This is a genomic window from uncultured Maribacter sp., assembly GCF_963974015.1.
In the GTDB taxonomy this organism is placed as follows: domain Bacteria; phylum Bacteroidota; class Bacteroidia; order Flavobacteriales; family Flavobacteriaceae; genus Maribacter.
In genome coordinates this window covers 430,773-450,900 of the sequence record NZ_CAXBBZ010000002.1, presented here as the reverse complement: position 1 = coordinate 450,900, position 20,128 = coordinate 430,773, and the positions used below count along the sequence as shown (strand labels likewise).

Here is a 20,128-nt window from a genome sequence, read left to right as displayed (position 1 = left end):
AATAGTTAAAGGTTTAATTTACAATTAAATTTTTGGATGAATTATGTGAAGAGCCTAAGCGGTAGTTGTTTTCTTGTAAAATTGAAAATTAAGCACTCAATGTCTGCATTTGAACTAGTTTCTTATAAGTTCCATTCAGGTCTAAAAGTTCTACGTGTGTACCTTGTTCTACAATTTCTCCTTTATGAAGCACAACAATGATATCGGCATTTTGTATGGTAGATAAGCGATGTGCTATAACGATAGATGTCCTGTTTTTCATCATTTTTTCTAATGCATCTTGTACTAGTCTTTCGCTTTCCGTATCTAATGCAGAAGTTGCTTCGTCTAGAATCATAATTGGAGGATTCTTTAAAACAGCCCTTGCAATAGATAGCCGCTGTTTTTGTCCGCCGCTTAATTTGTTACCGCTATCACCGATATTAGTTTCATAGCCTTTTGGTAAACTTACTATGAAATCGTGAGCATTGGCAATTTTAGCAGCTTCAATAATTTGTTCCTCGGTGGCATTTTCCTTACCTAAACCAATGTTGTTTTTTACAGTGTCATTAAACAAGATGGAATCTTGGGTAACGAGACCTAAAAGACCACGCAGTGACTTCTTACTAAGATTCTTAATATTGTTGCCGTCGATACTGATATCACCTTCATTAACATCGTAAAAACGTGTTACTAGATTAGCAATGGTACTTTTTCCACTCCCAGATTGTCCTACTAAAGCAACTGTATTTCCTTTCTTAACGGTTAAAGTAAAATCCTTTAAAACGTAATCATCTTGGTATTTAAAAGAAACATTTTTAAGTGTAACAGACTCGTTAAATGATTGTTGTTCAATAGGATTATCAATTTCAGAAATAGGGTTCTTTGTTTCTAAAATCTCTAATACACGTTCTGCTGCGGCATTACCTTTCTTAACTCCATATGATGCTTTGCTAATTGCTTTCGCAGGAGTCAAAATGTTATACGCCAGACCCATGTAAGCAATAAAGGAGGAGGCATCTAAAGTTCCGTCTACTAAAACCATTTTGCCGCCAAACCATAATAAAATACCAATGACTAAAATACCTAAAAATTCACCTGTTGGTGAAGCTAAGTTCTGTCGGTTAAGCAGTATGTTGCTGAAATTGAAAAAACGTTTTGTTGATTCAGAAAACGTTTTGTAGAATCGCGATTCTGAATTAAATGCTTTGATTACTCGAAGTCCGCCAAGAGTTTCCTCTATAATGGATAAAAACTCACCTTGCTCTCTTTGAACATCATCTGATTTCTTCTTTAGTGATTTGCCAATTCGGCTAATAATCATACCAGCAATTGGAATGAATATGAATACAAACAAAGTTAATTTGATGCTAATACCGAACATGATAATAATAGTGAAAAATATCGTTAAAGGCTCTCTTACAATCAGTTCTAATACAGATAGAAAAGAATGTTGGATTTCTAAAACATCTGAAGTAATTCTTGCAATAACATCTCCCTTTCGCTTTTCGGAGTAATATGAAATAGGTAGTTGAACAACTTTTTCGTAGAGCTTGTTTCTAATATCTTTTAATACGCCATTACGTAAAAATGTAATGAAATACATGGCTAGATAATTAAACAAATTCTTCAATAGAAATAAAACAAGTATTAGCCCAATAACCAACACCAAGCCTTTCATTTCATCACCCCCAGAATATGCGGTAACCCTAAAATTGATATATTCCTGTAAGTAATCTTTAAGGTGGCCAATACCTGTATATGTCGGTTCTTCAAAAACCTTTTTTGTTTTATCAAACAAAACATCTAGCATTGGAATCAGTGCAGCAAAAGAAAGCGCGCTAAACAATGCATAAAGAATATTAAAGAAAATATTTAAATAACCGTAATTACGATAAGGCCTCGCAAAGCGAAGAATCTTCTTGAAATAATTCATTAACCTAGTTTAAGCTCAGCTAATATGCTTTTTATTTTTGCATCAAGTTCAGCTGAAACTTTTTTATAATTCTCTGCTTTATCCAGTTTAGTATTGGTGCTAATATAAAATTTCACTTTAGGTTCAGTACCACTTGGTCTAGCTGCGATTCTTGTTCCATCTTCGGTTTCATAAATTAAAACGTTAGATTTTGGAATGTCAATAGTTTTTTCTTCACCTGTCAACACATTTTTGGCAATTGAGGTATTATAATCTTCTATCCATTTTACCTTAGAGCCAGCAACAGTTTCCACCGGATTCTCTTTAAAATCTTTCAGCATTTGCTTTATTTCTTCAGCACCGCTAATACCTTTTTTTGTGATAGATACTAAATACTCTTTGTAGAAACCATAATCAACGTAACATTTAATTAGGTCTTTATAAAAAGAACTTCCGTTAGCTTTTGCTTGGCTAGCAATTTCACATGCTAATAGGGTAGAGGTGACCGCATCTTTATCACGAACAAAATCACCTACCATATATCCAAAACTTTCCTCGCCACCACCAACAAATTTAGATTGTGGAAAATCTTTTATCATTTTACCGATCCATTTGAATCCGGTCAAGGCAGTTTTAAACTCAACACCATAAGCCTTCGCCATTTCTTCCATCATTGGGGTAGAGACAATTGTTGTGGCTATAAACTCATTACCTTTAAATCCTTTAGCTTTCTTTTTGTCCAAAAGAAATTTTGTCATAAGCACCATTGCCTGGTTACCATTAACAATTTCCATTTTACCGTCAAGATTACGAACCGCAATTCCTAAACGGTCACTATCGGGGTCAGTACCGACAACCATGTCTGCGCCAATTTCTTCGGCTTTTTTAACGGCCATTGACAATGCTTCAGGTTCTTCAGGATTTGGTGATTTCACCGTTGGAAAGTTACCGTCTGGTTTAGCCTGTTCTTCTATAATAGTTACATTTTTATATCCAGCTCGTTTAAGTACTTCTGGTATGGCTGTAATTGAAGTTCCATGAAGTGATGTAAAAACAATCTTAAAATCATCTTTTCCATCGGCGTTAAAGTTCCCATTTTGAACAGATTGTTCAATAAAGGCTTCATCTACTTCTTTATCAATAACTTGAATAAGATTTTCATTTGCTTTAAATTTAATATCTTCAAAATCAAGTGAATTGATATCAGCTATAATTGCACCATCTTGAGGTGGAACAATTTGTCCACCATCGGTCCAGTACACTTTGTATCCATTATATTCCGGTGGGTTATGCGATGCCGTTAATACAATACCGGCATGACATTTTAAGTATCTAACCGCAAATGAAAGCTCTGGTGTTGTACGCAAATCAGAGAAAAGGTATACTTTAATATTATTTGCAGAGAATACTTCTGCTACCGTTCGAGCAAGAGTATCGCTATTATGGCGACAATCGAAAGCAATTACAACTTTAATTTCCTCATCTTTATAAACTTTGTTAAGATAATTACTTAGACCTTGTGTGCTTTTTCCTAAAGTGTATTTGTTAATCCGGTTTGTGCCAACACCCATGATACCTCGCATACCACCAGTGCCGAATTCCATATTTTTGTAAAAACGGTCTTTAAGTTCTTCTTTATCGTTTGCAATAAGATATTCAACTTCTTTTTTAACTGTTGGGTCAAAAAAATCGGTTAGCCAGCTTTTGGCAGTATCGAGGATATTATCCATATGGTAGAGTTTTTATGCTATTAAGTTAATGAGAATTTTACTTTTCTGAAAGAGTGGTATTGATTTCTTCTGATACGATATACCTTTTTTCATCCTTTTTTGAACGGATTAATATTTCACCTAGAAAACCAGCTAAGAATAATTGCGTTCCTATTACCATGGCTATTAGTGATATAAAGAATTGTGGTCGGTCTGTAATCAGCCTCCCAAATGGATTAATGAATAATTTATCAATACCTAAATAGATTGCAAATCCGAATCCGATTAAAAACATTAATACACCCAATGCGCCGAAAAGGTGCATGGGGCGTTTACCGAATCTAGATACAAACCAAATGGTCAATAGATCTAGAAAGCCATTAATAAAACGCTCCATTCCGAATTTTGTTTTACCATACTTACGTGCCTGATGTTTAACAACTTTTTCTCCAATTTTTGAAAAACCAGCGTTTTTCGCCAGTACGGGTATGTATCTATGCATTTCACCAGAAACCTCAATGTTTTTGACAACATCTTTTGCGTATGCTTTTAGACCACAATTAAAATCATGTAAACGAACGCCTGAAGTTCTTCTTGCTGCCCAATTAAATAATTTTGAAGGCGTGTTCTTGAAAATGATAGAATCATATCTCTTCTTTTTCCATCCAGAAACCAATTCATAACCCTCTACGGCAATCATTTGGTACAGGTCTGGTATTTCTTCAGGATTATCTTGTAGATCAGCATCCATGGTAATGACTACATCACCGCTTACAGCTTTAAAACCGGCATGCAATGCTTGCGATTTACCGAAGTTGCGTAAAAAATGGATTCCTTTAACGGATGAATTGATTTTTGATAATTCAGTAATTATATCCCAAGAATGATCGGTACTACCATCATCTACAAACAATATTTCATAAGAAAAATGATTGGATTGCATTACGGATACAATCCAATCATGAAGTTCTTTGAGTGACTCTTCTTCGTTAAGTAATGGAATTACTATTGATAATTGCATGCGCTATTTCTGGTGTTGCTTCCAAAAATACTACAATTACTTAGGTATTAATAAGCGGCTTCTTCTTTTTTCAAAATTAAGCCAGTAATTAGGCCTACTATTAAGCCGATAACTACATTTATAATGAGTCCTATTGGATAATAAATCCATGTTAGACCCTTTTGCATCTCAATGCCTTGGTCAATCTGTTCTTCGGTGAGTTTAGGATTATCGTTCATTGCCTTTATTTTACCAATTTCAAACACCTTATCCATGTAATCCGGTTCTATCACATTTGAAAGTAGAAAGAAATAAATCAGTCCTATTATTGCTGCAATAAGAGCAACGCCAGCACCTACTTTTAATGCTTCGGAAATGGTTAAAAAACCGCCTGCTGCTTTTTTAAATTGTAAAATACCAATGACAATACCTCCTGCTAAGATTAAAGTATTGGTTACTTGTATGCCGACTGTTTGATCATAATGCATATTCATTGCGAATAGCATAATTCCGAAAATCACACCAATGACGCCAGTAAGCACTCCATAATTTAAAGCGAATTTTCCTGTTTTAGGTAGGTTTTCTTCCATAATATTTATTGATTAAAAGTTAAATGAAGGTTGATTTTCTTATTAGTATGTTATTATAGGATATTGTTACAAATGTGGCTAAATATTATTTTTATATTTTTTGTTGTTTCTAATAGTTCATTTGTAGATTTTTACTAAATTTGCACCCTTAAAATGAGTGCCCGTCGGAATGGGTGCGTAAAAGTTTTTAAAATGAGAAAAGATATACACCCAGAAAATTATAGGATAGTAGCCTTTAAGGACATGTCCAATGAAGAAGTATTTTTAACAAAATCAACAGCGGACACTAAAGAGACTTTAGAGGTTGAAGGTGTTGAGTATCCATTGGTAAAATTGGAGATTTCAAGAACATCTCACCCATTTTATACTGGTAAAGCTAAATTCTTGGATACTGCAGGTCGTATCGATAAATTTAAGAACAAGTACAAGAAATTTGTTAAGGAAGACAAAGTAGAAGAAGATAAAGAAGAAGAAAAATAGTATTTTAATTTCTATTCTTTCGTAGAATATAACGCCCTCGAAAATATTCGAGGGCGTTTCTTTTTTCATTCAACTTGATTTAGAGGATGCTTAGCCATAAAATATATGCGCTCTAGAGATATTTGTTAATTTTGATAAAAATTGTCTTGTATGAACTATATTCTTTTTGATGGTCCACGTAGGAATCATTTATTACCCTTCACTTTTACGAGGCCAGTTGCTGAAATTCGCGCAGGTATTATGACATTGCGAGAACGTTGGGACGCCTTTTTAAAAGTGTCCACTTCTTCATTTACCGAAGATTATTTAAGTATTAAATATCCAATTCGTTTAAAAGATGTAAACGTATTTATAGATGCATCGGTTTTACCGACCGATGAATTGGTGAAAGCGGTTAATTCATTGCGAAAAGGTGATAAGTTAATGTCAAACGAGCTTCTTATTGCATATTATAGCGATGAACCAAAAAGCTCAGAGCAAATAAATGAGTTTAACAAAATTGAATTTATTGGTGATTTTCTACAGATTAAGAATACATGGGATATTTTTGATAAAAATGCTGAAATTCTTCAGTCCGACTTTGATTTTATTACTAAAGGAAGAACTAGTCAGCCAATTTCTAATACAAATCATTTAATACATCCAGAGCGTATATTTCTTGAAGAAGGGGCAAAAGTTGAGTTCAGTATATTGAATGCTACCGACGGACCCATTTATTTAGGGAAAGACTCTGAAATTTGGGAAGGAAGCTTGATTAGAGGTGGTTTGGCACTTTGTGAACATGCGATTGTGAAAATGGGAGGTAAGCTTTATGGTGCAAATACAATAGGACCATATAGTAAAGTTTGCGGTGAGATTAGTAACTCGGTAATTTTCGGGTATTCTAGTAAAGGCCATGAAGGTTATTTGGGTAATGCGGTATTGGGTGAGTGGTGTAATATAGGTGCGGATTCAAATAATTCTAACCTTAAAAATAATTACGCTAAAGTCCGATTGTGGGACTATGCAACAGAACGATTTGAGCATACTGGTTTGCAATTTTGTGGGCTTATGATGGGTGATCATAGCAAGACTGCAATTAATACCATGTTTAATACAGGTACGGTAATAGGGGTAAATTCAAATATTTATGTGCCAGGGTTCCCTAGAAATTTTATTCCTAGTTTTAGTTGGGGTGGTGCATCTGGATTTACGGCTTATTTGCCAGAGAAGGCTTTTGAGGCAGCTAAGGTTATGATGGCAAGAAGAGGAGTAGAGTTTAATGAAGTTGAGGCGAACATACTTACCCATGTATTTGAGATAACTAAAAAATGGAGAAAGTATTAAAATTTTAAGACAGTAATTCAATTGGCTGGGTCTTTTTAGACCTAATGAAGTTTAAGTACTTTTGCGCTTTCAAAGAGAAGATTAGATGAAGAAAAAGGTGGCATTTTACACGTTAGGATGTAAGTTGAATTTTTCAGAAACATCAACCATAGCACGTAGCTTTGTTGATGAGGGATTTGACCGTGTTGATTTTTCAGAAAAGGCCGATATGTATGTTATCAATACTTGTTCGGTAACCGATAATGCAGATAAGAAATTCAAGACCATCGTAAAAAAAGCACAAAAAATAAATCCTGAAGCCTTTATTGCAGCCGTTGGTTGCTATGCACAATTGAAACCAGAAGAGCTAGCTGATGTTGATGGTGTAGATTTAGTACTAGGTGCTACTGAAAAATTTAAGATTACCGATTATATCAATGACCTCACTAAGAATGACTATGGTAGGGTACATTCTTGTGAAATTGGCGATGCCGATTTTTATGTTGGTAGTTATGCAATTGGCGATAGAACTAGGGCATTTTTAAAGGTACAAGATGGTTGTGATTATAAATGTACCTATTGTACAATTCCACTGGCTCGAGGTATCTCTAGAAGTGATACTTTGAATAATGTTTTGAAAAATGCTGCTGATATTTCTTCACAAGGCATAAAAGAAATCGTTTTAACGGGTGTTAATATTGGTGATTATGGTAAGGGTGAATTTGGAAATAAAAAGCACGAACATACCTTTTTAGATTTAGTAGAAGCTTTAGATGAGGTAGAAGGAATTCATCGCTTACGAATATCTTCGATAGAACCTAATCTTTTAAAGAATGAGACTATAGAATTCGTAGCACAAAGCAAAACTTTTGTTCCACATTTTCATATACCCTTGCAAAGCGGGAGTGATTCATTGCTAAAATTGATGAAGCGAAGGTATATGACCAATTTATACCAAGAACGTGTTTCGAAAATTAGAGAAGTAATGCCAAATTGCTGTATAGGTGTTGATGTCATTGTCGGGTTTCCTGGTGAGACCGAGGAACATTTTTTAGAGACCTATCATTTTCTGAATGATTTAGATATATCCTACTTACATGTTTTTACGTATTCAGAAAGGGATAATACGCCAGCTGCTACGATGGATGGGGTAGTACCGATTAAAGTTAGAAATAAAAGAAGTAAAATGTTACGCGGCCTGTCTGTGAAGAAACGAAGAGCTTTTTATGAGGGTCAATTAGGCAATGAGTTGACAGTGTTGTTTGAAAGTGAAAATAAAGAAGGTTATATTAATGGCTTTACAGAGAATTACGTAAAAGTTAAAACTCCTTGGAATCCTGAATTGGTGAATACGCTTCATATGGTGAAACTCAAAGAAATAGATAAAGATGGTTTGGTTAGATTTGACTTTTCAAAAGAGACAATAGAAGTATAAAAAAAGCCTTTCATTTGAAAGGCTTTTTATTTTTTTAGATTCGAATACCGATAGGTAACATTTCTTTGTACTGTAATCGATTTTTTCTTAAAAACCCAGCAATGTGTGGACTTGTTGGAACGACTCTAAGGTTTTTTTCTTGAATTGTACTTAGAACGGCTTTGATGAAATTTTCTCTAAAATTTTCATCTGTAATCTCTTCGGGAACTACTAGTTTTGTAAGGAACACTTTACGTTCTTGAGAAGAGTATTCTATTCTTGCTAAATGCCCATTTACTGTAGTTTCAAATTGGCGCAGAAAAGAATTGTCTTTAATAATAACATCGTTCATATAGATTATTTTAGTGTTGCTACTAGACAAAAAAATTACGATGTTCTCATATCGTAATTTGTCGTGATTGAAATGCTCTAAAGATTAATGCCTAATATCGCTAGGTGATTTTCGCATTCTTTTTCAAAAGTAGTTAAAAAATCCCTAATTTCCTAGCTTTTACTACGTTTCATAACTATGATTGATAATAGAATTCATGTGTATTGTATGCCTGGTATGGCAGCTAGTTCTGCTATTTTTGAGTATATTGATCTTCCACCGGAAAGATTTGAGCTGCATTTTTTGGAATGGACAGTACCTGTCGTTGGTATTTCCTTTACGGAATATGCAGAAAATATGTGCTCTAATATAATACATGAGAATGTTGTATTGTTGGGGGTTTCCTTGGGTGGACTTTTAGTTCAGGAAATGTCAAATTTTGTTCTTGTAAGAAAAGTGATAATAGTATCAAGCGTTAAAACTCGATATGAACTTCCAAAACGAATGTTATTTGCGCGTTACACTAAGGCGCATAAATTACTGCCAACCGGGTTGATAAGTAATGTAGAGTTGTTAGCTAAATATGCGTTTGGTGAAAGTGTTACCAAAAGACTATCATTATATGAACGATACTTATCAATTCGAGATAAAAGTTATATAGATTGGTGTATTGATCAATTAGTGAATTGGGATTGTGAAAAACCTTGCGACAATTTAGTGCATATACATGGTGAAAAAGACAACGTTTTTCCAATTTCTAATATTACCGATTATTTACCGGTGGTAAATGGAACACATACCATGATAATACATCGTGCTAAATGGTTTAACGAGAACTTATCAACAATTATTTTGGAATAAGAAAGTTGTATATATACCTTTGGTAGTAAGAATAAAGGAAGAGATAATTTAAAAAATATAAGTCATGAAAATCATTAAGAATATATTGATGCTGTTAGGAGTAGTATTTGTTGCGGGAACATTAATATTTGCAGTTCAGAGTACTGATGCTGTTTCTGTAAACAATAATACAGTTGTTAATGATAGTGTTCAGAAAAATGTGGCTAAATCCTATAAAATTTCGTCAATAGATATACCTGGGAATTTAAATTTTGCAGGCGAAGTTGTTCCTCAAGAGGATCCAGAAATTATGGAGCGTATTGATCGTGAGTTTTTGGTCAATACTTACTGGCAATCGAATGCTTTGTTGCTAATGAAAAGAGCACATAAATTTTTTCCGATTATTGAGCCTATTCTTGCTAAGAACGGAATTCCTGATGATTTTAAATATTTAGCGGTTGCTGAAAGTGGTTTAACAAACGTTGTTTCACCTGCAGGAGCTACAGGGTTTTGGCAAATTATGAGAGAAACTGGTAGAGAATATGGTCTTGAGGTAAATTCAAATGTCGATGAACGTTATCATTTAGAAAAGTCAACGGAAGTAGCTTGTAAGTATTTGAATAAATGGAAAGAAAAATATGGAAGTTGGGCTTTAACCGCTGCATCATATAATGCAGGGCCAGGAGCTATTAATAAATATATGGGTATTCAGCAAGTTGATAATTATTGGGATTTGTTGTTGGGTGATGAAACAGGTAGATATGTATTTAGAATAATGGCTATCAAAGAGATTTTAGCTAATCCTGAAAAGTATGGTTTTCATATCGAGAAAGAAGATATGTACGAAGCCGTACCTACCTTTACAGTTGAAATCGACAAGCCAGTTAGCGACTTTGCAGATTTCGCACAACAATATGAAATCAATTACAAGATTTTAAAACGCCACAATCCATGGTTGCGAGAACCACATTTAAACAATGGTTCTGGTAAAAAATACACAGTTGAAATTCCGAACAAAGGTTATTACAGAGAAACGAAATAGATTTAAATCTTTTTCATTTGTTGCTGCATCATCTTAATTTGATCGGTCAACATGTTATTCTTATCTAATTTTTTAGCTTCGTTCAATAACGTGGTAGCTTCTCTTTTGCGACGCTTTTGCATGGCGATACCGGCAAGGCTAAGTTTAGCCATGGCCACATCATAATCCATTGTAAGACCTAATTTCAATGCCTTTTTGAAATACTTCTCTGCTTGTGTTAAGTTGGTTTGAGAAAAAATGATGCCATGCAGGTAATTGTAATAACCTTGTTGTTTTACGGTTAAAGCTGCTTTTGGGCTCTTGATTTTATCTAACCAATTTTTTGTACCGGTTAAATCTTGCTTTCGCATTCTTAAAAATGCTAAAAGAATAATTTCATTTCTAAAATAAAGAAAAATAAAAATCGTGGATAAAAGTATAAGAGAAATTCCATTTCCAATGTTACCTTCTATAAATTGATAGATAGCAAAAGCTATTATTAGTCCTGCGATAACTAATTTTAAATTTTTATTGAACATATTATGTATATTTATATCTGATTGAAAAATGAAGTGAAATACTTAAGGTAATAGAAACTCTATTGAAATAAGCAACTATAGCGTTTAATTTTAATTCTGGCAAAATTAGTTAAAAGCTAGGTTTTCAGACGTACGGATTAATAAAAATTTTTTTTTTCATAACCCTTGCCAAAGAAAAAACTCTTTGTATATTTGCGCCCAGTTTCACAGAGGATTCTGTAAAATATCAAATATAATAGAAAAGGTTTAAGAGATGCCCGGACAAAAAAGAACATATCAGCCGTCAAAAAGAAAAAGAAAGAACAAACATGGTTTTCGTGAGCGTATGGCTTCCGTAAATGGTAGAAAAGTTCTTGCAAGAAGAAGAGCAAAAGGAAGAAAGAAATTGACTGTTTCCTCTGAAACAAGACATAAAAAATAATGATTGCATAGTTTTTAAAATATATAGGTGTTACTTTTCTGAAAGTAGCACCTTTTTTTTGACCAATTCCCAAAATACACAGTTCAAAAATGCCGAAAAGAAAAGATTTAAAATCAATTTTATTAATAGGATCTGGCCCAATAGTGATAGGTCAGGCATGTGAATTTGATTATGCAGGTAGTCAGTCATTACGCTCATTGCGCGAAGATGGTATAGAGACTATATTAATCAATAGTAATCCAGCAACAATAATGACGGATCCGACAATGGCGGATCATGTTTATTTAAAACCGTTGACTACTAAATCAATTGTAGAAATTTTAAAAGCTCATCCACAAATTGATGCTGTTTTACCTACGATGGGTGGTCAAACTGCATTGAACTTATGTATTGAAGCTGATAAAAAAGGAATTTGGGAAGATTTCGGAGTTGAATTGATCGGTGTAGATATCGATGCCATCAATATAACAGAAGATAGAGAACAGTTTAGGGAACTGATGCTAAAAATCGGCGTTGGAATGGCACCGCAAGCTACGGCTACTTCATTTTTACAAGGAAAAGAAATAGCACAAGAATTTGGGTTTCCATTAGTAATTAGAGCTTCATATACATTGGGTGGTGCGGGTGCATCTATTGTGTATAAACCAGAAGATTTTGATGAATTACTAAGTTATGGTTTAGAGATTTCTCCTATTCATGAGGTGATGATTGATAAGGCCCTAATGGGGTGGAAAGAATATGAACTTGAGCTTCTAAGGGATAAAAATGATAACGTAGTTATTATTTGTGCGATTGAGAATATGGACCCTATGGGCATTCATACAGGTGATTCTATAACAGTTGCACCAGCAATGACGCTATCGGATAGAACGTATCAGAAAATGCGCGATATGGCAATTCATATGATGCGCAGTATTGGAGATTTTGAAGGGGGATGTAATGTGCAATTTGCGGTTAGTCCAGATGAAAATGAGGATATTATTGCCATTGAGATAAATCCACGTGTTTCAAGGTCATCGGCCTTAGCCTCGAAGGCAACAGGATATCCTATTGCAAAAGTAGCGACCAAATTGGCAATTGGATATACTTTAGATGAGTTAGATAATCAGATTACGAAATCTACTTCAGCATTATTCGAACCGACTTTAGATTATGTAATTGTAAAAATTCCACGTTGGAACTTTGATAAATTTGAAGGGTCTGATCGTACCTTAGGGTTACAGATGAAATCTGTTGGCGAAGTAATGGGTATTGGACGTTCATTTCAAGAAGCATTACATAAAGCAACACAGTCATTAGAAATTAAACGTAATGGCTTGGGTGCAGATGGTAAAGGATATAAGAATTATGAACAAATAATTAGTAAACTAACTATTCCAAGTTGGGACCGTGTTTTTGTAATTTATGATGCTATTCAAATGGGAATTCCATTGAGCAGAATTCATGAAATCACTAAAATAGATATGTGGTTTCTTAAGCAATATGAGGAACTACATTTCTTAGAGAAAGAAATTTCAAAATATACCATTGCTACCTTATCCAAAGATTTGTTACTTGAAGCAAAACAAAAGGGATTTGCCGACAGACAAATAGCCCATATGTTAGATTGCTATGAAAGTGAAGTTTATAATAAGCGTACAGAGCTTAATATAAATAGGGTTTATAAATTAGTAGATACCTGTGCCGCTGAGTTTAAAGCGATGACACCTTATTATTATTCAACATTTGAGGCAGAAATAGAAAAACCTGATGGCACTCGATATGTTGAAAATGATAGTATCGTTACCGACAAGAAAAAGATTGTGGTATTAGGTTCAGGGCCAAATAGAATAGGACAAGGTATAGAGTTTGATTATTGTTGTGTTCATGGTGTTTTGGCAGCTGCGGAATGTGGCTATGAGACTATTATGATCAACTGTAATCCAGAAACGGTATCAACAGATTTTGATACAGCGGATAAACTTTATTTCGAACCGGTATTTTGGGAGCACATTTATGATATAATTCGTCATGAAAAGCCAGAAGGTGTAATTGTTCAGCTTGGTGGTCAAACCGCACTAAAGTTAGCTGAAAAGTTATCTAAGTATGGAATAAAAATAATAGGGACTAGTTTCGAGTCTTTAGATTTAGCAGAAGATAGAGGCAGTTTCTCAAAGCTTTTGCAAGAAAATGATATTCCATTCCCTCAATTTGGAGTAGCAGAAACCGCAGAGGAAGCATTGGCTCTTTCAGATGAGTTAGACTTCCCATTATTGGTAAGACCATCTTATGTCTTAGGTGGGCAAGGAATGAAGATTGTTATCAACAAAGAAGAGCTTGAGGAACATGTAGTGGATCTACTTCGTAAAATTCCTAATAATAAACTCTTACTTGATCATTACCTTGATGGAGCAATAGAGGCCGAAGCCGATGCTATTTGCGATGGTGAAGATGTCTATATCATTGGTATTATGGAGCATATTGAGCCTTGTGGTATTCATTCGGGAGATTCTAATGCAACTTTGCCACCATTTAATTTAGGAGAATTGGTGATGCAGCAAATTAAGGATCATACGAAGAAAATAGCATTGGCATTAAATACAGTGGGACTTATCAATATTCAATTTGCGATAAAAGATGAAGTGGTTTATATAATTGAAGCAAATCCAAGAGCATCACGTACGGTACCTTTTATTGCAAAAGCATATAAAGAGCCTTATGTAAATTATGCAACCAAAGTTATGTTGGGTGAGAAGAAAGTGAAAGATTTTACCTTTAATCCTCAACTTGAAGGCTTTGCCATCAAGCAGCCAGTCTTCTCATTTAATAAGTTTCCTAATGTGAATAAGAACTTAGGTCCAGAAATGAAAAGCACAGGAGAAAGTATTCTCTTTATAGATAGCTTGAAGGATGATGAATTTTACAACCTTTATGCAAGACGTAAAATGTATTTGAGTAAATAAGTCTAATTATTAGATTAATATTATATCTAGAAGGAAAACTTTGAACTTAATTAAGTTTTCCTTCTGCATATAGTCTTCTTATTTCTTTCTTATCAAATTTTCCAACACTGGTTTTCGGTACTAAATCTATGGTCACATAGTTATCAGGAATTTGATAGTTGGCAAAATCATATGATAAAAATTCTTTTAGTTCATCATCAGTAATCGGCTTAGAATTATCCGTCAAAACAATAGCCGCCAATGGTCGTTCTGACCATTTTTTATCAGGTATGGCTATTACTGCTGCTTCCTTAATTTTAGGGTGTGCCATTAAAGCTAATTCTAACGCAACACTTGAAATCCATTCGCCCCCACTTTTTATTAAATCTTTGGTCCGGTCTGTAATTTCCATATATCCATCGGCATCAATAGTGCTTACATCTCCTGTTCTAAACCAACCATCATCTGTAAAATTATCTCTATTATTGGTCTTAAAGTATGATTTTATGACCCAAGCACCCCTCACCTGTAATTCTCCCATGGTTTTACCATCACGAGGTGCGATCTTTCCATTGTCCCCGACAATTCGCATCTCGATTCCTGGAAATTCAATACCTTGTTTTGCACGTATTTTAATTTGTTCTTTATTAGATAAAGTTTTGTGTTTCTTTTGTAATCTACTAGCGGTTCCTAGAGGAGAGGTTTCTGTCATTCCCCATGCTTGAACACCCCTTATGCCAAAATCATTTTCAAAATTCTCAATTAAACTAGCTGGCAATGCTGAACCGCCAACTAAGTATTCTTCTAATGCTAATTTTTCTTTTGGAGGATTTTTTTTCATTTCCTCGTAAACTCCCATCCAAATAGAAGGCACACCATTGGCTTTAGTTATTTTTTCACTTTCAAGTATTCTTATAATCGCCTCTGGTTGTAAATGTAAAGAAGGCATTACCATGTCTGAACCTGTTAAAAGGCACATATATGGAAAACCCCATGCCATCACATGAAATTGGGGTACTATTAATAGGATAACATCGTCATTACTATAATTGCCTGCATTGGGTGATAAAATAGTCATAGCATGAAGGTAAGTTGACCTATGGGAATAAAGAACGCCCTTTGGCAATCCTGTGGTACCGCTTGTGTAACACATGCCACATGCATCATTTTCATTAAGAATAGGCCAATCTATAGTATCCAATTGATTTTCAATTAAATTTTCATAATGAATTGTATTTATAAGCGTTGTTCTAAAATTTTCTGGAGCATTTATAATAATATACTTTTCTACAGTTTCTAATTTTGAAGCAATTTTTTCTAGTAAAGGCACCAAAGTTGCGTCGACAAAAATTACTTTGTCTTCTGAGTGATTAATAATGAATTCGGTCTGTTGAGAAGACAATCGGACATTTATAGTATGGCATATGGCTCCGACTCCAGGTATTCCGTAGTATAGTTCAACATGTTGATAATGATTCCAAGCAAAAGTACCTACCATATCACCCTTGGTAATTCCTAATTTGTTTTTAAGTGCATTTGCCAATTGACACGAGCGTTTTTCAAGTTCATCATAGGTATATTCATGTCGGTCACCATTTGGTAGGTATGAGATTAACTTCTTATGAGGAAAAGCACTTTTAGCATACTTTAAAATAGTAGTTGTGGTAAGTGGATAATCCATTATTAATCCGTTCATATGAAGAGTATTTAAGTTGAGCAAACGCTTGTCCCTTAAATTTAGTCATTTAATGAAGAGGTTCAATTAAAATTTACTTTTAGCAATTAAGATAGCGCAAAGGCGATGATTTAATAAAGTTTGTCATTATTATAAAAACTATATAGCTAAAGTGTTTTGTGGTTATCAGATTAATAACCTTATTTATGTTAGATTCATTTATTCTAGCTAGGTTTAAGAAGTTTAATTGAACCAAACTGCATACCTTTTTCTTCTTAGCTCAATTGCTAATTGCTCTTCCATTTTTAAAGCTTCCGCTTTCGTGGATATAGGTCCGATATGATTGTATAGACTACCACGTAGGTATAAACCATATTTATGTACTATTGAAGAAGACAGGTTATGTCCTTTTTTGCTTAACGTACCTTTTTTATGTTGCTCAAATCGTTCTTTAGGGTCCTTACTCGTCATGCCTACATAAAGACATTCTAAAACCCCATTGAATTGCGGGTTAGCTTCCCTAAACTTTCTATTTTCAGAATACACCTTTTTTGATAATTCAATTACATAAATCGAATATTTGTAATTGGGCATAATCTATTTTTATTTGTGATTGAGATAAGGAAATAATATACTTTCTGTGTTTTTAATAAGGATGAAATTAGATTTCAAAATAGGTGTTTATACCTTTCTTCCCTTAAAATATTCCATCGTTTTATAAACACCCAAAACACTACCGGTAAACCAATCAAAAATTGAGAGTGGTAATACAGCTTGTGCAAATCGAGTAACTCTATAAATATATCCAGGTATTGAGACCATTTTTTTATTTTTCTCAATTGCCTTTATAATAGTTAAAGCAGTTGTTTCTGGATCGAGTATGGGAATTTTAGACTTTACCCCATCGAACATGCCGGTATTTATATAATAGGGCATTATTGTAGTAACCTTAATGTCTTTCTTTAACTGTTCCATTTCTAAGCGAAGACTATCTGAAAAGCCTATAAGAGACCATTTACTGGCTACATATACAGACATTTTTGGATTTGATAGCAATCCGCCAGAAGAGGCAATATTACAGATATGACCAGAGTTTTTCGATAACATGATATCAATAAAGGCATGGGTAATATATATCGGCGCATACGAATTTATATTCAAAGTATTCGTAATGTCAGCTTCTGAATGTTCATGAAAATAGTTGCCAACAATAATACCTGCGTTATTAATTAAAAGGTCTATACCGCCAAAATCATTGATAACTTCTTTGGCAGCGTTATTAATTTTAGAAATACTAGAAACATCAACTTTCATGACTGTAAGCTTTCCTAATGAGGAATATTTCAATCTTACCTTCTCTAAATTATCAGAATTAATATCCCAAATTATAATATGTGCACCGCGTTCTAAGAGTAATCGGCTCATGATTTCACCGATGCCCGATGCTCCACCAGTGACTAATACCATTTTGTCTTTTAATATTTTCATAATTTTAATAGCTGTTTTAAATCTCTTCCACAATAGATTTTCCCTGAGAACAATCTCCCGAGGTCCATTTCCATTCTTCGTGAAGTCTAATTTTACCATTAGAAAGTACCTCTGGTATAGATTCACATACTCCTGTCATGAGTTCTCCTTTAGTATTGACCTGGTGATAACGCATACTAATATGACCTTCAGAATCTACTATTCCTATTAAATGCCCTTTAAGGATTGTACCTCCTTGGTAATTAGCCGTTATAATGGAGCCAGATTGCTTGTAATGAAAAACAGTTTCATCGGTTGTTTCTCCGTTTATAGAGGTCTGAACTGGTTTGAAATATTTGTTGTTATAATTCATTAGAGATGGTTGAAATACGGTACTACAAAAAAATGAGGCAGTTCGGTTATTCTCGTTCTACCTCAATTCCATCTGTCGTAAAAGAGAACGCTTGCGCCCCTAAACCACCAACCATTACCGCATGAAATAATGGATTTAATTGTTTTTTAGAATACCAATCTATTAAAAAATTGGCGCCACTACCACCAGAATTATCTTGTTGTTCTATAACATAATCAATAGATTCCATTGGTTTAAGGTAGATAGGAGAATCTATATAGCTTCTCACTAAATCACCTTGGGTGTTATAATAATCAATTGTACTCACGAACAGACTATCACGAATACTGGTATTACGAATACTTAATGTAGCTGTTAGCATTGTTCTAGTATCTCTGGTCTGATTATAAATATCAGAATAGATGGGCACATATACCTGTCTTATCAGTGAATCTATTATAGCTGTATTTACTCGCCTGTCAAGCATATGCTCGTCGAGTATTTCTACAGGTATTTCTTCATTTTTTAAGTCCTTACAAGAACCAAGAAATGTTAAAAATATCACCGATAAACAAACACTGAATACTACAATTATTGATTTATTCAAACTTTAGTTTTTATGCTTCCCATTCAGTATGAAAAATGCCTTCTCTATCTAATCGCTCATAGGTATGTGAACCAAAATAATCACGTTGTGCCTGAATTAGATTTAAAGGTAATTTACTTGATGTATACGCATCAAAATACGTTAGCGAATTTGATAATCCTGGAAGTGGAATTCCGTTTTGTACTCCAAAAGCAACTAATTCCCTAGCAGCACCGACCGAATCTTTTACTTTGCTGACAAAGTTCGGTGAAAGTAATAGATTTGGTAATGTAGGTTCGGCTTTAAACGCTTCTGTAATATCGGCTAATAGGCCAGCACGAATAATACAACCTGCACGCCAAATTTTGGCAATTACCGAAATATCTAAATTATAGCCATATTCTTTAGATGCATCGGCTAATTGGTGCAGACCTTGAGAATATGTTATGATAAAAGAGAAATACAACGCTTTTTCAGAAAGTTCTTCCAATTTAGCCTTATCCATATATGCGATAATAGGTCTATCATATAGTGCATCTGCTTTAATTCTTTCCTCCTTTAAAGCAGAAAGTTCACGCATACTAACGGCAACATCTATTGATGGTACTGGTATGCCTAAATCCATTGCATTTTGACTAGTCCATTTTCCAGTACCTTTTTGTTTTGCTTTATCTAATATCTGATCCACTAAGCGACCTTTGGTCAGTTCATCTTCTTGTTCAAAAATTTCAGAAGTTATTTCGACTAAAAAGGATTGCAACCTTCCTGAATTCCATTTGGCAAAAGTGGAATGTAGCTCATCATTATTATAGTCACCTCCTTTTTTAAGGACGTCATATATTTCAGAGGTTAATTGCATTAATCCATATTCAATACCATTATGAACCATTTTCACATAGTTACCTGCAGATTTAGGTCCTAAATAAGCAACACACGGTTCGCCTTCATATTTAGCGGCAACAGCTTCAAAAATAGGCTTGATATGTTCATATGCTGATTTTGAACCACCAGGCATAATACTTGGACCTCTACGAGCACCTTTTGCACCACCTGAAACGCCAGCGCCAAAAAAGTTAATTGCTCTATGCTGTAATTCACTTTCTCTACGATCGGTATCGGTAAAGAAAGAATTTCCACCATCAATAATTATATCTCCCTTGTCAATATGTGGAAGTAATGATTCAATAACAGAATCAACAATTTTGCCAGCTGGTACCAGTAACATTATTTTACGTGGTTGCTTTAAATTTTTGACAAAGGTTTTAATATTTGTTGACGCATCAACTTTCTCTAAATCTCCACCTTCAGTTTTCAAAGAATTTACTTTTTCATCATCCAAATCATATCCATAAGCAGAAAATCCATTATCTGCTACATTAAGGATAAAATTACGTCCCATTACCCCAAGACCTACTAAACCAAAATCATACATAAATTCAATGTTTTAAAATTAAAATACATAAATGCCGCACCTTCATTTTATTAAATTTTGATGGACTTAATGCAAATCAAAAATAATTTAAAATATTGACTTTATTTCTAAATTCCATCTCAAAAGCAGGGTATAATGGCTTTCTTTTTTA

General features: G+C 34.1%; 19 protein-coding genes. 7 read left to right on the top strand and 12 right to left on the bottom strand.

Annotation, left to right across the window (positions count from 1 at the left end; translation table 11 throughout):
- Positions 1-88: 88 nt before the first annotated feature.
- Genes AACZ41_RS06565 through AACZ41_RS06550 form a run of 4 tightly spaced genes read right to left on the bottom strand, consistent with a single transcriptional unit; the run spans position 89 to position 5,193 of the window.
- Positions 89-1,915 carry an ABC transporter ATP-binding protein gene (locus AACZ41_RS06565; protein WP_339627562.1) on the bottom strand — a complete coding sequence of 609 codons (1,827 nt, stop codon included), beginning with the start codon at positions 1,913-1,915 and terminating at the stop codon, positions 89-91.
- Entirely contained in the window at positions 1,915-3,624 is a 1,710-nt protein-coding gene (locus AACZ41_RS06560) for a phospho-sugar mutase (protein WP_339627561.1), read from the bottom strand. The genes AACZ41_RS06565 and AACZ41_RS06560 overlap by 1 nt, the downstream gene beginning before the upstream one ends.
- A gap of 37 nt (positions 3,625-3,661) precedes the next feature.
- The gene (locus tag AACZ41_RS06555) at positions 3,662-4,624 is read right to left on the bottom strand and encodes a glycosyltransferase family 2 protein (RefSeq protein WP_339627559.1); all 963 of its coding nucleotides are present in this window, start codon (positions 4,622-4,624) and stop codon (positions 3,662-3,664) included.
- Between the two features lie 47 nt (positions 4,625-4,671).
- Entirely contained in the window at positions 4,672-5,193 is a 522-nt protein-coding gene (locus AACZ41_RS06550; protein ID WP_339627558.1) for a DUF4199 domain-containing protein, read from the bottom strand.
- 192 nt (positions 5,194-5,385) lie between these two features.
- Between AACZ41_RS06550 and AACZ41_RS06545 the strand changes: the two genes are divergently transcribed.
- The 3 genes from AACZ41_RS06545 (at position 5,386) to mtaB (ending at position 8,413) form a co-directional block, all read left to right on the top strand.
- Entirely contained in the window at positions 5,386-5,673 is a 288-nt protein-coding gene (locus tag AACZ41_RS06545) for a type B 50S ribosomal protein L31 (RefSeq protein WP_091619283.1), read from the top strand.
- A gap of 150 nt (positions 5,674-5,823) precedes the next feature.
- Positions 5,824-6,999, top strand: a complete 1,176-nt coding sequence (locus AACZ41_RS06540) for a GlmU family protein (RefSeq protein WP_339627557.1) — start codon at positions 5,824-5,826, stop codon at positions 6,997-6,999.
- Positions 7,000-7,084: 85 nt separating this feature from the next.
- On the top strand, positions 7,085-8,413 hold the full coding sequence (mtaB, locus tag AACZ41_RS06535) for a tRNA (N(6)-L-threonylcarbamoyladenosine(37)-C(2))-methylthiotransferase MtaB (protein ID WP_339627556.1): 1,329 nt from the start codon (positions 7,085-7,087) through the stop codon (positions 8,411-8,413).
- A 34-nt stretch (positions 8,414-8,447) separates the two neighbouring features.
- On the opposite strand, the gene AACZ41_RS06530 is transcribed toward mtaB, so the two are convergent.
- A complete protein-coding gene (locus AACZ41_RS06530; protein WP_339627555.1) occupies positions 8,448-8,744 on the bottom strand; it encodes an N-acetyltransferase in 297 nt (98 codons plus the stop codon).
- Positions 8,745-8,921: 177 nt separating this feature from the next.
- Here AACZ41_RS06530 and AACZ41_RS06525 point away from each other — a divergent pair, with 177 nt between their 5' ends.
- Together AACZ41_RS06525 and AACZ41_RS06520 are read left to right on the top strand one after the other, a co-directional pair.
- Positions 8,922-9,584, top strand: a complete 663-nt coding sequence (locus AACZ41_RS06525) for an alpha/beta hydrolase (RefSeq protein WP_339627553.1) — start codon at positions 8,922-8,924, stop codon at positions 9,582-9,584.
- Between the two features lie 64 nt (positions 9,585-9,648).
- Positions 9,649-10,605, top strand: coding sequence for a lytic transglycosylase domain-containing protein (locus AACZ41_RS06520; RefSeq protein ID WP_339627552.1), 957 nt, complete (start codon positions 9,649-9,651; stop codon positions 10,603-10,605).
- A gap of 2 nt (positions 10,606-10,607) precedes the next feature.
- On the opposite strand, the gene AACZ41_RS06515 is transcribed toward AACZ41_RS06520, so the two are convergent.
- The gene (locus AACZ41_RS06515; protein ID WP_079513801.1) at positions 10,608-11,123 is read right to left on the bottom strand and encodes a hypothetical protein; all 516 of its coding nucleotides are present in this window, start codon (positions 11,121-11,123) and stop codon (positions 10,608-10,610) included.
- 253 nt (positions 11,124-11,376) lie between these two features.
- Between AACZ41_RS06515 and rpmH the strand changes: the two genes are divergently transcribed.
- Both rpmH and carB read left to right on the top strand, forming a co-directional pair.
- Positions 11,377-11,544 carry a 50S ribosomal protein L34 gene (gene rpmH / locus AACZ41_RS06510; RefSeq protein ID WP_027067351.1) on the top strand — a complete coding sequence of 56 codons (168 nt, stop codon included), beginning with the start codon at positions 11,377-11,379 and terminating at the stop codon, positions 11,542-11,544.
- Between the two features lie 89 nt (positions 11,545-11,633).
- Positions 11,634-14,486: a carbamoyl-phosphate synthase large subunit gene (carB, locus tag AACZ41_RS06505; RefSeq protein ID WP_339627547.1), complete on the top strand. Its 2,853-nt coding sequence runs from the start codon at positions 11,634-11,636 to the stop codon at positions 14,484-14,486.
- A gap of 46 nt (positions 14,487-14,532) precedes the next feature.
- Here the strand turns inward: carB and AACZ41_RS06500 are convergent, their stop codons facing one another.
- The 6 genes from AACZ41_RS06500 to gndA all read right to left on the bottom strand — a co-directional run bounded on the left by AACZ41_RS06500 (position 14,533) and on the right by gndA (position 19,977).
- On the bottom strand, positions 14,533-16,161 hold the full coding sequence (locus tag AACZ41_RS06500) for a long-chain fatty acid--CoA ligase (RefSeq protein ID WP_339627546.1): 1,629 nt from the start codon (positions 16,159-16,161) through the stop codon (positions 14,533-14,535).
- A gap of 222 nt (positions 16,162-16,383) precedes the next feature.
- Entirely contained in the window at positions 16,384-16,734 is a 351-nt protein-coding gene (locus AACZ41_RS06495; protein ID WP_339627545.1) for a ribose-5-phosphate isomerase, read from the bottom strand.
- A gap of 87 nt (positions 16,735-16,821) precedes the next feature.
- The gene (locus AACZ41_RS06490; protein ID WP_339627544.1) at positions 16,822-17,628 is read right to left on the bottom strand and encodes an SDR family NAD(P)-dependent oxidoreductase; all 807 of its coding nucleotides are present in this window, start codon (positions 17,626-17,628) and stop codon (positions 16,822-16,824) included.
- Between the two features lie 16 nt (positions 17,629-17,644).
- Positions 17,645-17,980 (bottom strand): n-acetylglutamate synthase, encoded by a 336-nt coding sequence (locus AACZ41_RS06485; protein WP_339627543.1) that lies wholly within the window; start codon positions 17,978-17,980, stop codon positions 17,645-17,647.
- Between the two features lie 46 nt (positions 17,981-18,026).
- On the bottom strand, positions 18,027-18,566 hold the full coding sequence (locus AACZ41_RS06480) for a DUF3124 domain-containing protein (protein WP_339627542.1): 540 nt from the start codon (positions 18,564-18,566) through the stop codon (positions 18,027-18,029).
- A gap of 10 nt (positions 18,567-18,576) precedes the next feature.
- Positions 18,577-19,977, bottom strand: coding sequence for an NADP-dependent phosphogluconate dehydrogenase (gndA, locus tag AACZ41_RS06475; RefSeq protein ID WP_339627541.1), 1,401 nt, complete (start codon positions 19,975-19,977; stop codon positions 18,577-18,579).
- Between the last annotated feature and the right edge of the window lie 151 nt (positions 19,978-20,128).